Source organism: Ochrobactrum teleogrylli, from assembly GCF_037482325.1.
GTDB classification, from domain to species: Bacteria; Pseudomonadota; Alphaproteobacteria; order Rhizobiales; family Rhizobiaceae; genus Brucella; species Brucella teleogrylli.
Window position 1 is genome coordinate 1082709 of sequence record NZ_JBBHKQ010000002.1, and the last position, 13096, is coordinate 1095804.

The window sequence follows — 13096 nt, forward strand, 5'->3', positions numbered from 1 at the left end:
ATTGAAATGGCAAGTAAACGGCGCAATGCGTCCGAAAAAATTGTGGCATCGACAATAATAGGAGTATTCCATGATTAATAATACACGACGAGTGAAAGATGCTGCCGACATTCAGCTTGCCATTCACGAAAATGCGAAGAGCATTGAGGTCGAAGGTGTCATCGATAATCTTCCCAGCCTTAAATTGTCATCGGGAACGCTGCTTCGTGGTGTTGATGGCACAGCCGAATTGCGTTTCAAGGAAGGGCAACCGGGCCTGATCTTGAGTGCGAACCATCGGATCGCTGATTTGCGGATAGTGACGGATGAAACTCAGATCGCCATCGGTCTGGCTGATGAAAACACCGATCTCGGTACGATTACGGTTGACAATATAAGAACTGTCGGCCGTTTTCATCTGGAAGCAGCCGGCGCATTAGCAGCGCATATCAAGCTTGATGACATTCATGTTGAAAGGGCGGACGCCCGAATTGCCGCGCATCGCCCTTCAGGATTCGGAGTCGAAGTTCTGCTTGGCGGATTGACGGTCCTCAACAACTCGAAGAATAAAGCGAGCCGCTGGACACTGGAAGCCCATAATCTTTCGGGCGGCAGCAAAGAAAATCCTCTGCGGGGCAGTGGTATATTCATATTCGGTGGAGCGTATATTCCTTTTGATGCCGACATGGCTAAGGCTCCGGCTCCAACCGAAGCTGGCGGCGTGATCGAACTCACCGAACTCACCACGGGAGAAATCCATTCGGACGGTGGAATCCCAAAAGGCACCGGCAATCTGATTACGGGTGGCGTGTTTGTGGGTTCCGGCGTCAACGCGTTGAGCGTTATCAATCAGGATTCGGTGACGACTTATAGTCCTAATGATATGGTTCTCGACAATTGGGGAGCTGTCGATTCCTGGGCGGCAAAAGCCCCGATAACTTCCTACGGTTCAAGCGGCATTGGGTTCGTGAATTTCGGTGATATCAACGCGCTCAAGATTCAAGCTCCTATCGAGACGCATGGTCTGGGTGCGCGGGGATTCAACCTTTATGACGGTACGCTGAACCATGCCGAATTCCAGAGCATCACAACCTTTGGTGATGGCGCAATCGGCGTCCAGCTGTCAAAGCCGTTTGGTACCATCACGGTTGATGGGGATATAAGGACGAAAGGCGGGGAAGGGGAGAGCCTCGTACGCGGAAAAGTAGTTCATCTCAAAGCCCATGCGTTCAGCTTAAAGCCGGGAGCGAGCGGCAAGGAGTTCAAGGTGTTGGGGCAGGCAATTGCGGAGAACGAGACTGTTGCCGACTTTGATTTTGAAGCACCGGTGGACGTGATTCAACGCTGCGAGATAGCCGGGAAGAAGCTAGGGGCGTCTTGAGCGTTTGTTGCCAGACTTAAGCGCGGATACGGAAGTTCTGACTTGTGGGTGCTTTAAAACGTTGAGTCTATCAACGCATCTTGCTGCTTGCTTGTATGGGCGAGATTGTTTGCGGCAATCGGGCGCGCCGAGATAAACTTATAAGTTCGCGTTTAAATTGAAGCCAGCTGTCAACTCGACTGACACATTAATCATCTTATAAATAAAATTTGTCTTCTCAACTTACGGTGCTCTCCGTTGGCCGGGTAGGTGCTCAGCCGCCGGTGCAAGCGATCGGCGCAGCCAGGCCTATGGTCCATGAGAGTCGACCATCTACTATCGCCAGTGTCTGCTGGCCGTCGGAATAGGTCGTTCCATCTGTCCCTTGGGAGGGCAGGTCGATGGCGGGTTTGCCGTTGATAGATACCGAAGCGCTCTCTCCGAGGAGACGAACAGCCAGATGAGTGCCGTCTTTGCACACGTAATCGCTGACAGGGTGGGGATTCCCTCCGCCTATCGACGCGCCTGACGCGGAATTCACCAAGCTGATAAGTAACACCACACTGGTTGCTGCGACTGAAATCTTTTTTTGCATGGCTATTCTCCCAAGAAATGCCCGTACCACTATGGTCGCAAACTTAATAGCATCGTAATCTTTATTGGCGATTAGTATTCTATACCGTAACAACAATATTGGAAGTCAAAAAGAAACGGGGCACCTTTAAGATGGTTACGATATTTGCGCTCTCCGTCCAAATGTCTCTCCTTGCGTTTGCTGCATTAGGGGGAGCGTTTTTTCTGTTTGGGCGTCTGATGCTGCATATATTTGCAAAATATGCCGAACGTGACCCTCTATCGATACCAGTCGGAGCATTTGTCGCTACAGTGGCGACGGCTTGGGCACTTGCACTCGGATTTGTCGCGGCTGACATATGGGCCATTACCGCAAAAGCAAATCAAGCCACACGCGATGAGCGCTCCGCGATCATTCGATTGATTGGAATTGCCGATTCTCCAGAAATCGATGCACCTCCTCTGCGAGAGGTATTGATCCGCTACAGGAACGCTGTCGTAGACGATGAATGGGTGAAGAACATAAACCTGCAGCCAGCTGGCTCGGTCGAAAAGTCCCTGCAGGACATCCGCGACGTGATATTGAAAATGAGCAAAGAAAACATTCCAGGTCCCGTAATTTCGTATTTATTAAGCGATCTTGATATTCTGCAAGATGCCAGAAGCATGAGGCTTTCTATTGGAACGACGTCTGTAGATTCCTACAGATGGTATTTGGTTATTTCTCTCACTATCATGACAGTAATTGCGATTTCTTCAACACATTCAGACAGAGTTCGAGCCGGAATTGTGGCTCTGCTTATATACACGGTCAGCGCAACTTTATGTCTGTGGATCCTGGCGATTCATGCAAATCCATATCAGGGAATTGCTAAAATCGAGCCCACGATTTTAATGTCACCCCATTGACCGGTTCGTAAGTGGTCACGGTAACAAAGTTAGTGGTCTGATCGGGACATTTATGTGCCTTGATACGCGTTAAAAAGCTTTAACCAAAAGTAGATTATCCGAGCATTCCTGCCGTCTAAATACGACACCTGCCGTATATCATTGCGTTTCAGCCAAGCCTAATACTCCTGCCATTGGACCATGGGGAGGAGCCATTATGTCGTCGCTGGACTTATGGATACCGTTTGCTGTTGCGACGTTAACATTTGCTTGCGTGCCAGGGCCAGCAATACTTTACATGACCGCGCAAACCCTTGCGCACGGTCGCAATGCTGGCCTGATGGCGGCTCTTGGTGTTCATCTGGGATGTTACGTGCATATCGTTGCTGCCACGATAGGCCTTGCATCGTTGATGGAACACGCACCGATCATCTACGCAATTATAAGGTTTGCCGGTGCCGGATATCTGATCTGGTCGGGGTTCGCCCTATTCTTTAATTGGAATAGAGAAGGCGATCAATCCGGAAGTCCGGTATCAAAAACGTTTCGCGACAGTATCGTGGTTGAAGTTCTCAACCCGAAGACAGCGCTGTTCTTCCTAACTTTTCTGCCGCAATTCGTGCAGCCGGCGACCGAAATTCCGCTCTGGCTTCAGTTCCTTGTGTTGGGCATCGTCGTTAACCTGATTTTCTCAACGGCCGACGTTGCAGCTGTCGCTATTGCGTCTCTCGCCTTTGGACGCTTCCACAGTAACAGGATGGGTTGGATGGTGCCAAAGGCGTGTGGCACGATACTGGTGGGGCTGGGTGCGGCTCTCGTCAGCCATCATTTTTAGTGCAGACATGTCGTGGACGCGGCGGAAGTTAGAGGTTGTGGTTTCTAGACTGATGATAAGAGAGGGGATTGCGCTCAACCAAACTGGAGCACTTGGACTCAACGAATGTGCTTTGTTTGCGATCAGTGGTCCGCGATGGGTTGCCGCGTTGTAATGCCACTTTATGGCTGGCCATCGCTTGATTTTGCTGCGATATATCCAAATGAAAGGCGATTTGGATGGTCCAGAAGCAAGTCATTAAAGCGAACCTGTCGGAACAGATTTATCGCAATCTGCGCCTCTCTCTCATGGAGGGTGAATATCGTCCGGGGGAGCGTCTCACGATTAGCGGTGTGGCCGAACTTTACGGTACATCGATTACGCCGGTGCGCGAAGCTATCATGCGTTTGGCCTCGGAGCAGGCCTTGAATTTTGTTGCCGCCACCTCGGTCGCGGTGCCTGTTTTGACGCCGCGCGATCTGCGCGAGATTGTGGCTATTCGCAACAATCTGGAAGGTATGGCGGCCTACCGCGTCGGCCAAACTGCTACAGGTGAGATTGTAGAAGAATTCGAGAAGCTCAATGCGAGTTTCACCGCAGCGGCGGCACAGGACCCACGCGAGGCCGCTCAGACAAATCGTGAGTTTCACTTTCTGATTTTGCGCCGCGCCGAGCTGCCCTATGTCGAAACGATTTGCGAAAACATGTGGACACTGATGGGGCCGTTCCTGCGTACATTTCACGAGGAAATGCCGGTCAGGCAATTGTCCGGCGAAGATCATCAGCATTTCCGCTTCATTGAGGCTTTGCGCCGCAACGATCCTGACGCAGCACGCAATGCGATGCAGGCTGATATTCAATGGGCGAATGAACTCGTCGCCCGGATAGAAGAAAAGAACAGCGAGAACGCTCGTTGAGTGGTGTTGTGCCGTGCCCCGTAATGGACGAGGCACGGCCTCTATCATGCGATGGAATAGCCGCCGTCCACCGGGAGTAGCGCTCCATTGATATAACGCGCGGCAGGTGAGATCAGAAAACCGATCACCTCCGCGATTTCTTCAGGCTCCGCCCAGCGTCCAAGCGGAATACGTGCTGTGATAGCTGGCTCGCGCGATGGATCGTTTTTAGCGCCTGCTCCCATCCGCGTGTTTACCCACCCCGGAGCAATGGCGTTGCAGCGTATTCCCTCACGTCCCCAAGCGACGGCAAGGGAACGCGTCAGTGCAACGATGCCGCCCTTGGATGCGGCATAAGCGGGCGCGTTGGCCGAACCGAACCAGCTCCACATGGATGCGATGTTGACGATACTGCCTTTTGCGGCCAGCAACTTTTCCCGCGCTGCGGTCGCTGCTGCCAGAGAGGCGGTGAGATTGACCTCAAGCACCTTATGGAATTCAGCTGCCTGCCATTCGCGCGCCTGCCGAATGATACCAGCGCAATTGATGAGCGCATCAATTCGTTCGGCACTGTTCATCAACCGGTCAAGATCATCGGTATTGGTCACATCCGTTTGGATGAACTCAAGCCCATCGGGCAGGGGCTCTTCCTTGTCCATGCCGCCAGCGATCACCCGCCAGCCCTGCGACAGCAGAAATCTGCTTGTGGCCAGGCCGATACCAGTGCCGCCGCCTGTGATGACTGCCGTTTTCATGCCATTTGACCTTTGCGAATGAAGGATTCCGCGACTTGGCGAATACCGGCCCCATCAAGTTTATAATGTGCGTAAAGATGCGTCGGCGGCGCGATCAACGCGTATTCGTCATAAATGCCATGGCGCTTCAGGCGCACGCCCTTGCCCTCGTCGGCAATCACTTCTGCCACAGCCGAGCCGAGGCCCCCGAGCACATTGTGTTCTTCCACCGTCATGATGCAGCGGGATCGTTCTGCGGCTTCAAGAACGGCATCGCGGTCCAGCGGCTTGATCGAAGCCATGTCGATGACACCGACCGAATGACCAGCAGCGTTGAGTGCGACTGCTGCTTCCAGCGCAGCATGAACGGTAATGCCGCAGGCGATAATTGTCAGCTCGTCCCCGAGAGAGTGAACATGCGCCTTGCCGAACTGGAAATTCGCGCCGTCACTATAAACCACCGGATCGCGACCGCGCCCGATACGGAAATAGATCGGCTGATCCCAATCGGCTGAAGCTCGGATTGCGGCTTCCAACTGTGCCCCATCGGACGGCGAAACCACGGCCAGATCGGCGATGGAACGCATCGTTCCGATATCTTCCGTCGCATGATGCGAGGTGCCGTAGAAGCCCAGCGAAATACCCGTATGATGGCCGACCAGCCGCACCGGCTGCGCGGAATAGGCGACATCCATGCGGATTTGTTCGCAGGTCAGAAGTCCGAGAAAGGATGCGAAAGTCGCCACAAAGGGCGTAACGCCGCAGGTGGCGATCCCTGCTGCGACAGAAACCATGTTCTGCTCGGAGATGCCGAATGAAATATATCGGTCGGGATGGGCGGCGGCAAAACGGTTCAAACCATTGGAATATTGAAGGTCGGCGGAGCCGGCGACTACATTATGCCCCGCTTCGACGAGTTGCATCAGGCCATTTGAAAGGTGGTCGAGGCCGGGATTGACCATATTCAGGCCGCGATACTGCCAGGAATTAGGGGATTTAGGGCTGCTCATATCAGATTACCTTCGATTTGATTTCGGCTACGGCTGCGTCTGCGTCCTCGGTGTCCAGCCAGCCCAAATGCCAGCCCGGTTCGGTTTCCATGTAGGAAACGCCTTTGCCTTTCACTGTTTTGGAAATCACCACGACGGGGCGCTCGCGGGTGTCGTCTGCGCGCAAGCGGCGCAACAATTCCGTGACAGCGGTCACGTCATGACCGTCGACTTCATGGACTTCCCAGCCAAAAGCCGACCATTTCTGGTCAAGCGGCTCGATGTTCATCACGTCGTCCACTTTGCCGTCGAGCTGGTAGCCGTTGCGATCGACAATGGCGATAAGATTGCTCATCCGGTTCTGGGCTGCAAAGAGTGCCGCCTCCCAGACCTGACCTTCCTGCATTTCGCCATCGCCCATCATGCAGAAGACCTTGTAGGATTTGCCGGTCCAGCGCTGCGCGAGGGCGATGCCGATAGCATTCGATAGCGCGTGACCGATAGAGCCGGACGAAAAGTCCACGCCTGGAACCTTGCGCATGTCCGGGTGATCGCCGAGCGGACTGCCGAGCCGCGTGTAATCATCGAGCCATTCTTTGGGGAAAAAGCCGAGATCCGCATAAATCGGAAACAGGCCAACGGCTGCGTGGCCCTTGCCAATCGTGAACCGGTCGCGTTCGTCCCAATGCGGCTCGCCATGACGCAGGTTCATCACGTCGTAATAAAGCGCTGCGAAGGCTTCTGCCGCCGAGAAGACAGAGGTGTAGTGCCCGGTCTTTGCAATATCGATTAGTCGAATGGTTTCCAGTCGAATGAATTGCGCGCGCTCGCGCAGAAATGAAACCGTTTTCTCATCGGGCATATAGCTGTTCGCGCCGGGCGATGCTCCAGCGGATGACATTCCGATGGGCGATGGCAGGGTCATATTGTTCTCCATGGGTGGCATATGCGCCGCAAGGGCCAATCCTGAAAGCGGGCGTCATGTTTGCGTCAAGGCGGCTCCTTCCGACCAGACGAAAATATGTATATTGACTCTTCGAGGATACATCAAGCATCATATATGATATGCAATCGCAAAAAATTCGACGGGGTGGGCATTCGCTCGAAACGCCGGGGAGGAACGCAAATGATAATTTTTGGATCACCATCGCGCTATGTACAGGGTGCAGGCGCTCTGAAAGAGCTTGGTCCCGAACTTGTTCGACTTGGCGGAGATGCAGTTCTGGTCGCCGACCCCGTGCTGTGGGAACAGTACGGAGACATGATCGAGCAATCGTTTCGAAACCAGCAGATCACAGTCGCGGTATTGATGTTCGGCGGTGATTGCACCGAGGCCGAAATCACCAGGTTACATGATGCGCTCGCCGGCGTGCCTTCTGTCGTTGCGGCAGCTGGCGGCGGCAAATGCATCGATGCGGGCAAAGCCTTGGCGCATCGCTTGAACGCCAAAGTCGTAACAGTGCCAAGCATCGCATCGACGGATGCGCCGACCTCGCACAATTATGTCATGTATGACGATGCCCATCGCATGGTGGGCGTCAGCAAACTCCCGCGTAATCCCGAGCTTGTTCTGGCCGATACGGCGGTTATCGCGAAAGCTCCGAAGCAATTTTTCCTGGCTGGAATAGGCGACGCGATCGGGAAAATTCATGAAGTAAGATGCTGCGCCAATGCGCAGGGCAAGAACATTTTCGGTGGCAGTTCCGCCTGGACAGCTGTGGTTCTGGCCGAAGCGTGTCACGCAATATTGCTGGAACATGCCGAGGCCGCACTCGCCGCATTAGACAGGAAAACACCGACGCCCGCGCTGGAGCGCGTCGTGGAAGCGACAATCCTGATGAGTGGCCTTGCTTTTGAAAGCGGGGGCTTGTCTGTCGCGCATTCGATGACGCGTGGGCTGACCGCAGTATCGCCTTTCGCGGAAAAAATGCATGGCCTTCAGGTTGCCTATGCAAATGTCGTTCAGATGCACGCCCAAGGGGCGCAGACGCCTGAAATCGATGCCTTTGTTGCCTTTTCCCGTCGTGTTGGCCTGCCAGCCACCTTGATCGAACTCGGTGGACGCGCTGCGGCTGACGACGAGATCGGAGAAATCGTCAGCAGAACGATGACTGCGCCGCATATCGGCCATCTCCCGCGTCCGTTGGATGCGGATGGGCTTGAGGCGTCAATACGGTGGGTCGAGTCCCGTTATACGGCAGCCTGAGAGAGCAATGGACATGCCTGCTCCCCATAAAGCCGCACAGGACGAGGCGAGAGTATCAGTCTTTCACATGTGCCAACAGTCCGGCGCCACCGCCTTCAATATCCATGTTCAGCGCTTCATAGGCGGCGTCGGGATCTCTGGCGCGGATGGCTTTCACAATGCGCACATGCGGATGCGGATCCCAGTTCAGCGGTACGCCGCCATCATAGAGATGAGAGAGCAGGGGCCCGCAGCGGACCCAAAGATTGGATACCATTTCATGCGTGACCGGCAGGCCCGCAATCTCACAAAGTTTCAGGTGAAATTTGGTGTTCAGCCCGATGGCGGTAGGAAAGTCATCGGCATCCTGGGCTGCACTCAGCTTATTATGAATAGCCTCAAGCGCATCGACTGCCTCTGGGCTGGCATTGAGCGCGGCTTCACGCGCAGCGTTTCCTTCGAGAAAACCGCGCACTTTACGAACTTCAATCAGCGTCGCACGGGTGAGGTGAGGCACGGAAATACGGCCACGTCCATCGATCTCAAGCGCATGCTCGGCGACAAGCCGAAACAGCGCTTCGCGCATCGGCGTGGCGCTGATTCCGAAGCTTCTGGAGATCGGACGCAACGGCAGGTCTTCGCCCGGCTTGAGTCGGCCCTCCATAAGCGCCTCACGCAGATTGGTATAGGCAAGCTCGCTAAGGTTTTGTCTTTGAATGGGTTTTATCCATTCGGTCGCTGTAGCTTCTACCATTCATCACCCCTTTGATCGGCAATCTTGCGGTTCTCAATTGACTCAGTGTTATAACATGTGGCTTATAACATATATAGACATGGCGCGATACGGTTGAGGAGCCGGTGCGCCGGAGGAGGATTTAATGCTAGCCTTGCGCAAGCGTCTACCCGCTCCGGGTGCGGAGTTGGTAGAATGCGATCGAATTGAGGCCCTCTCCACTGGAGAGATTGCCGTTAAAGTTCATGCTGCGGGCATCTGCGGCAGCGATCTCCATGCGCATGCATGGGAGCCTGCTTACGGCTTCATGGAATCCTTTCTGCCGCTTACCCTTGGACATGAATTTACGGGGATCGTGACTGGCCTCGGCGCTGGCGTGAGCCAGCTTGCCATCGGCGATGCCGTTGTGTGCTGTCCAACCGTTGCTTGCGGAAAATGCAAATCCTGCCGCAATAGCCTTCCGGGCAGTTGTGAAACGCGCCGCGTGATTGGTCTCCATCGGGATGGTGGCTTCGCGGAGGAGGTGCGTATCCCCGCTAAAAATGCGCTGTTGCTGCCCAATGCGCTGCCGCTGGACGTGGCCGCACTTACAGAACCACTGGCGGTATCGATCAATGCCGTCAATGTCGGCGAAGTCTTGCCTGGAGATCGGGTGCTGGTATTGGGACCCGGTCCGATCGGAATGGGCGTCGCGATTGTCGCCAAAGCGCGCGGCGCGAAGGTGATGCTTGCTGGTTATGATGATGATGCACGCCTCGAGCTGGCGCGTGCCATGGGCATCGAAGCTTGTGTGGACCTGAAGCATGTGAATTTGGCGGATGCTGTGACGAGCCACTTCGAGGGCGGGCTCGATATCATTTTCGAAGCAACCGGGCGCGCTGAAAGTGTGGCTTCCGGATTGACCCAGCTTCGTTCTGGCGGCGTTCTGGTGGTTGTCGGTATCCATGCCGAACCACTCACTCTTGATCTCAATGTGCTGGTGCGCGGCAAAAAGCAATTGCGCGGCAGCCACGACGCCACACCGGAAGCCTTCGCTGAAGCCGTTGAGCGTCTCGCTGCGGAGCCTGAGCTTTATACCCGCATGATCACCCATCGTTTGTCTTTGGCTGACGCCGAAGAAGGATTTGCGCTCGCCCGAAAGCGGGCCGCGCTCAAAGTGATGCTGTTTCCCGAAGGAAATCCCAATGTCTGATATGACGACGCTTTCCGTTATAGCTGCCCGTCCGGGTGGCCCTGAAGTTCTCGAACTTGTTGCGCGTGAGTTGCCCGCCCTGAAGCCCGGCGAGATGCGCGTACAAGTGCATGCGGCAGGCGTCAATCGGCCCGATGCCATGCAGCGTGCCGGTAACTATCCACCACCGCCCGGTGTGACTGACGTTTTGGGGCTGGAACTGTCGGGCGTGGTCCTTAAGACGGCGAATGACGTCACGCGTTTCCGCGTGGGTGACCGCATCATGGCGCTGGTGGCCGGTGGCGCTTATGCTGAAGAAGCCGTGGTGCAGGCGGATGTCTGCATACCGGTGCCAGCCGGTCTGTCGATGATTGAGGCGGCGGGTATTCCCGAAACCTACTTCACGGTTTGGAGCAACCTTTTCCAGCGCGCTCGCCTTCAGCCCGGCGAAACGGTGCTCCTGCATGGCGGCACGTCCGGTATCGGCGTGACCGCGACATTGCTGGCCAAGGCCATCGGCGCACGCATGATCACCACATGCGGTTCGGACGACAAGTGCCGTGCATCCGAAGCTCTGGGCGCGGTGGCCTCGATCAATTATCGCACAACCGATTTCGTTGAGGCCGGTCGGGCATTGACCGAGGGGCGTGGACCGGAAGTGATCGTCGATATGGTCGGGGGCAGCTACATGCAGCGCAATCTGCAATTGGTAGCCGAGGATGGACGCATTGCGCAAATCGCCTTCCAGCAAGGATCGCAGGCCCAGATGGACATGGGACCTTTGCTCTTCAAGCGCCTCACGCTCAGCGGTTCGACGCTCCGCGCGCGCCCGTTGGCGATGAAGGCGGTATTGACCCGCGCGGTGGAGACCGAGGTCTTGCCGTTGATCCTCGACAAGGGGGCTCGTCCCGTCATCGATTCCGTATTCAACCTTGCCGATGTGCGTGAAGCCCATGCTCATCTCGAAGCCTCAGCACATACGGGCAAGATTGTTCTTAAAACGACTGCCTGCGGCGAGGAGTAAGCGCAGATGCTAGATGTTCAACGACGTTCCAATCGTACCGGCGCTCATATCTTGGCAGGCGCGTTGCAGCGCCACGGTGTTACCCGTGTCTTCGGACAGTCGATCCCTTCAGCGTTCTTTCTTGCCGCGCCTGATTTCGGCATTACGCAGGTCGGCTACCGTACGGAAAATGCGGGTGCGGCCATGGCCGATGCTTATGCCCGCGTCTCTGGGCAAGTTGCGGTCGTAACCGCTCAGAACGGTCCGGCAGCAACCTTGCTGGTTCCGGGCCTCGCCGAAGCACTCAAGGCTTCTATTCCGGTTGTGGCAATTGTTCAGGATGTCCATCGCCAGTTTACCGACAAGAACGCTTTTCAGGAGCTGGATCATCTGGCGCTCTTTGACGGAGCAGCCAAATGGGTTCGTCGCGTCAGCGAGATTTCGCGTATCGAAGACTATGTCGATATGGCCTTTACGGTTGCGACGACCGGTCGTGCAGGCCCGGCTGTTCTTCTGGTTCCGCTCGATGTTCTCGATGAACTGGACGACGGTGCATTAAAGACTGCACGTCAGGCTTCTCTTGGCCATTACCCTCTTGATCCGGTTGCGCCAGATCCGGCACGTGTCAGCGAAGCTGCGGCGCTGCTTGCGTCCGCACGTCAACCTTTGGTTATTGCTGGCGGCGGCGTGCACAGCGCGCGCGGCTATGAAGCTCTGTCTGCGCTGCAGGCTCTCGGTTTTCCTGTCGCGACCACGGTGATGGGCAAGGGTGCAATCGACGAAACCAATCCGCTTTCGCTTGGCGTGGTGGGCTATTTCATGGGGCCTGGCGCGCGTGCGGGTCAACTCGCGCCGATGGTACAGGACGCAGATGTCATATTGCTGGTCGGCAATCGCACCAATCAGAACGGCACCGACAGCTGGCAGCTTTATCCGAAAGACGCGCGCTATATCCAGATCGATATTGATGGCACAGAGGTTGGCCGCAACTACGAGGCACTGCGCCTTGTCGGCGATGCGCGTCTTGGGCTGGAGGCCCTTGTTGCAGCACTGAAGCTGCAAGACCTGTCTGTTCGCGAGGCGCAACGCCCGGCCACTGAGACACGCATTCGCGATGGCTTGAAGGATGGCGCAAAACTGCGCGAGACCAAGGCGGGTTCGGATGCGACACCGCTGCGGCCCGAACGGATTGTCGCGGAAATCGACCGTCTGCTTACGCCCGATTCCATTGTCGTGGCGGACGCGTCCTATTCCTCGATCTGGGTTGCCGATGGTGTGACCATCCGCTCCGGCGGACAACGGGTCATCACCCCGCGGGGCCTGGCCGGTTTGGGCTGGGGACTACCGTTTGCGCTGGGCGCAAAGGCAGCTCGCCCGCAGTCGCCGGTTATTTGCCTGACGGGCGACGGTGGCTTCGCGCATGTCTGGGCCGAGATCGAAACCTCCAAGCGGATGAATTTGCCAGTTGTGGTTGTTGTGCTCAACAATCAGATTCTGGGTTACCAGAAACATGCGGAACTCAGCCTCTTTGGTGCATATACCGATGTCGTGCATTTCCAGCCGGTCGATCATGCGGCAATTGCGCAAGCCTGCGGTGTCAACGGCATGCGGGTAGAGCGGGCTGATCAACTTGCCGCTGCACTTGAGACGGCTCTTCGTTCCAATGTTCTGACTGTCATTGACGTCGTCACCGACGAACGCGCTTACCCGCCTGTCACCAGTTTCACCGGAAAACAAGCACTCGACTATTAATTCTTCAGGGAGAGAGAGA

General features: G+C 55.7%; 13 protein-coding genes. 8 read left to right on the plus strand and 5 right to left on the minus strand.

The genetic code is table 11. The features are described 5' to 3' along the window. Positions 1-70 precede the first annotated feature (70 nt). Positions 71-1360: a hypothetical protein gene (locus WIX40_RS22495; RefSeq protein ID WP_339442320.1), complete on the plus strand. Its 1290-nt coding sequence runs from the start codon at positions 71-73 to the stop codon at positions 1358-1360. Positions 1361-1613: 253 nt separating this feature from the next. Here WIX40_RS22495 and WIX40_RS22500 read toward each other — a convergent pair whose 3' ends face one another. After that, positions 1614-1934, minus strand: a complete 321-nt coding sequence (locus WIX40_RS22500; RefSeq protein WP_171317732.1) for a hypothetical protein — start codon at positions 1932-1934, stop codon at positions 1614-1616. Between the two features lie 131 nt (positions 1935-2065). On the opposite strand from WIX40_RS22500, the gene WIX40_RS22505 reads away from it, so the two are divergent. The 3 genes from WIX40_RS22505 to WIX40_RS22515 all read left to right on the plus strand — a co-directional run bounded on the left by WIX40_RS22505 (position 2066) and on the right by WIX40_RS22515 (position 4531). Next, positions 2066-2821: a bestrophin-like domain gene (locus WIX40_RS22505; protein ID WP_339442322.1), complete on the plus strand. Its 756-nt coding sequence runs from the start codon at positions 2066-2068 to the stop codon at positions 2819-2821. A gap of 196 nt (positions 2822-3017) precedes the next feature. Then, on the plus strand, positions 3018-3635 hold the full coding sequence (locus WIX40_RS22510; protein WP_124915348.1) for a LysE family translocator: 618 nt from the start codon (positions 3018-3020) through the stop codon (positions 3633-3635). A 218-nt stretch (positions 3636-3853) separates the two neighbouring features. Next, the gene (locus WIX40_RS22515; RefSeq protein WP_109366218.1) at positions 3854-4531 is read left to right on the plus strand and encodes a GntR family transcriptional regulator; all 678 of its coding nucleotides are present in this window, start codon (positions 3854-3856) and stop codon (positions 4529-4531) included. Between the two features lie 44 nt (positions 4532-4575). Here the strand turns inward: WIX40_RS22515 and WIX40_RS22520 are convergent, their stop codons facing one another. From WIX40_RS22520 to WIX40_RS22530, 3 genes are read right to left on the minus strand one after another with little or no spacing between them, the layout of a single operon-like run. Beyond that, positions 4576-5265, minus strand: coding sequence for an SDR family NAD(P)-dependent oxidoreductase (locus WIX40_RS22520; protein ID WP_121537571.1), 690 nt, complete (start codon positions 5263-5265; stop codon positions 4576-4578). Next, positions 5262-6254: a transketolase family protein gene (locus tag WIX40_RS22525; RefSeq protein ID WP_339442329.1), complete on the minus strand. Its 993-nt coding sequence runs from the start codon at positions 6252-6254 to the stop codon at positions 5262-5264. The genes WIX40_RS22520 and WIX40_RS22525 overlap by 4 nt, the downstream gene beginning before the upstream one ends. Position 6255: 1 nt before the next feature. Then, positions 6256-7158 (minus strand): transketolase, encoded by a 903-nt coding sequence (locus WIX40_RS22530; protein WP_339442331.1) that lies wholly within the window; start codon positions 7156-7158, stop codon positions 6256-6258. Between the two features lie 201 nt (positions 7159-7359). On the opposite strand from WIX40_RS22530, the gene WIX40_RS22535 reads away from it, so the two are divergent. Further along, positions 7360-8439 carry a glycerol dehydrogenase gene (locus WIX40_RS22535; RefSeq protein ID WP_109366215.1) on the plus strand — a complete coding sequence of 360 codons (1080 nt, stop codon included), beginning with the start codon at positions 7360-7362 and terminating at the stop codon, positions 8437-8439. Between the two features lie 55 nt (positions 8440-8494). Here WIX40_RS22535 and WIX40_RS22540 read toward each other — a convergent pair whose 3' ends face one another. Next, positions 8495-9172: a GntR family transcriptional regulator gene (locus WIX40_RS22540; protein ID WP_109366214.1), complete on the minus strand. Its 678-nt coding sequence runs from the start codon at positions 9170-9172 to the stop codon at positions 8495-8497. 124 nt (positions 9173-9296) lie between these two features. On the opposite strand from WIX40_RS22540, the gene WIX40_RS22545 reads away from it, so the two are divergent. From WIX40_RS22545 to WIX40_RS22555, 3 genes are read left to right on the plus strand one after another with little or no spacing between them, the layout of a single operon-like run. Continuing rightward, the gene (locus tag WIX40_RS22545; RefSeq protein ID WP_339442335.1) at positions 9297-10343 is read left to right on the plus strand and encodes a zinc-dependent alcohol dehydrogenase; all 1047 of its coding nucleotides are present in this window, start codon (positions 9297-9299) and stop codon (positions 10341-10343) included. Continuing rightward, on the plus strand, positions 10336-11346 hold the full coding sequence (locus tag WIX40_RS22550) for an NAD(P)H-quinone oxidoreductase (RefSeq protein WP_339442336.1): 1011 nt from the start codon (positions 10336-10338) through the stop codon (positions 11344-11346). Before WIX40_RS22545 ends, WIX40_RS22550 begins: the two co-directional genes overlap by 8 nt. Positions 11347-11352: 6 nt before the next feature. Beyond that, complete coding sequence (locus WIX40_RS22555; RefSeq protein ID WP_339442338.1) at positions 11353-13077, plus strand: acetolactate synthase catalytic subunit; 1725 nt, start codon at positions 11353-11355, stop codon at positions 13075-13077. The last annotated feature ends 19 nt before the right edge of the window (positions 13078-13096 follow it).

Bases quoted from the DNA above. Each gene is read 5' to 3' on its own strand.
- WIX40_RS22495 (WP_339442320.1), top strand. From the start codon at position 71: ATGATTAATAATACACGACGAGTGAAAGATGCTGCCGACATTCAGCTT.
- WIX40_RS22500 (WP_171317732.1), bottom strand. From the start codon at position 1,934: ATGCAAAAAAAGATTTCAGTCGCAGCAACCAGTGTGGTGTTACTTATC.
- WIX40_RS22505 (WP_339442322.1), top strand. From the start codon at position 2,066: ATGGTTACGATATTTGCGCTCTCCGTCCAAATGTCTCTCCTTGCGTTT.
- WIX40_RS22510 (WP_124915348.1), top strand. From the start codon at position 3,018: ATGTCGTCGCTGGACTTATGGATACCGTTTGCTGTTGCGACGTTAACA.
- WIX40_RS22515 (WP_109366218.1), top strand. From the start codon at position 3,854: ATGGTCCAGAAGCAAGTCATTAAAGCGAACCTGTCGGAACAGATTTAT.
- WIX40_RS22520 (WP_121537571.1), bottom strand. From the start codon at position 5,265: ATGAAAACGGCAGTCATCACAGGCGGCGGCACTGGTATCGGCCTGGCC.
- WIX40_RS22525 (WP_339442329.1), bottom strand. From the start codon at position 6,254: ATGAGCAGCCCTAAATCCCCTAATTCCTGGCAGTATCGCGGCCTGAAT.
- WIX40_RS22530 (WP_339442331.1), bottom strand. From the start codon at position 7,158: ATGACCCTGCCATCGCCCATCGGAATGTCATCCGCTGGAGCATCGCCC.
- WIX40_RS22535 (WP_109366215.1), top strand. From the start codon at position 7,360: ATGATAATTTTTGGATCACCATCGCGCTATGTACAGGGTGCAGGCGCT.
- WIX40_RS22540 (WP_109366214.1), bottom strand. From the start codon at position 9,172: ATGGTAGAAGCTACAGCGACCGAATGGATAAAACCCATTCAAAGACAA.
- WIX40_RS22545 (WP_339442335.1), top strand. From the start codon at position 9,297: ATGCTAGCCTTGCGCAAGCGTCTACCCGCTCCGGGTGCGGAGTTGGTA.
- WIX40_RS22550 (WP_339442336.1), top strand. From the start codon at position 10,336: ATGTCTGATATGACGACGCTTTCCGTTATAGCTGCCCGTCCGGGTGGC.
- WIX40_RS22555 (WP_339442338.1), top strand. From the start codon at position 11,353: ATGCTAGATGTTCAACGACGTTCCAATCGTACCGGCGCTCATATCTTG.